The sequence below is a fragment of the Nocardia sp. NRRL WC-3656 genome, assembly GCF_000720265.1.
GTDB lineage: Bacteria > Actinomycetota > Actinomycetes > Mycobacteriales > Mycobacteriaceae > Nocardia > Nocardia nova.
In genome coordinates, this window is the sequence record NZ_JOJF01000150.1 from 1 (window position 1) to 206 (window position 206).

Annotated in this window: 1 protein-coding gene; it reads right to left on the reverse strand. The window is 63.1% G+C overall.

What is annotated here, in order from left to right; all coding sequences use genetic code 11:
- Window positions 1-206, reverse strand: a 206-nt coding sequence (locus IG65_RS35620; protein WP_036526762.1) for a condensation domain-containing protein, incomplete at both ends; no start/stop codon positions are given.

Sequence of the window (206 nt, forward strand, 5' to 3'; positions counted from 1 at the left end):
ATCCGGTGCGTGGCCGTGTCGGCGGGCTCGGTACGCGTGGCTGACGTCGCGGGCCATGGGAATCGGTGACCATCCGTCGAAAGCGATGTGGTGCAACACGATTGCGACGATGTGCTGTTGGGGTTCGAGCGAGTAGATGTGGGCGCGGATGGGGATTTCGGTCGAGAGGTCGAATCGGTATTCGGCCAGTTCGGCCAAGGCGTCGT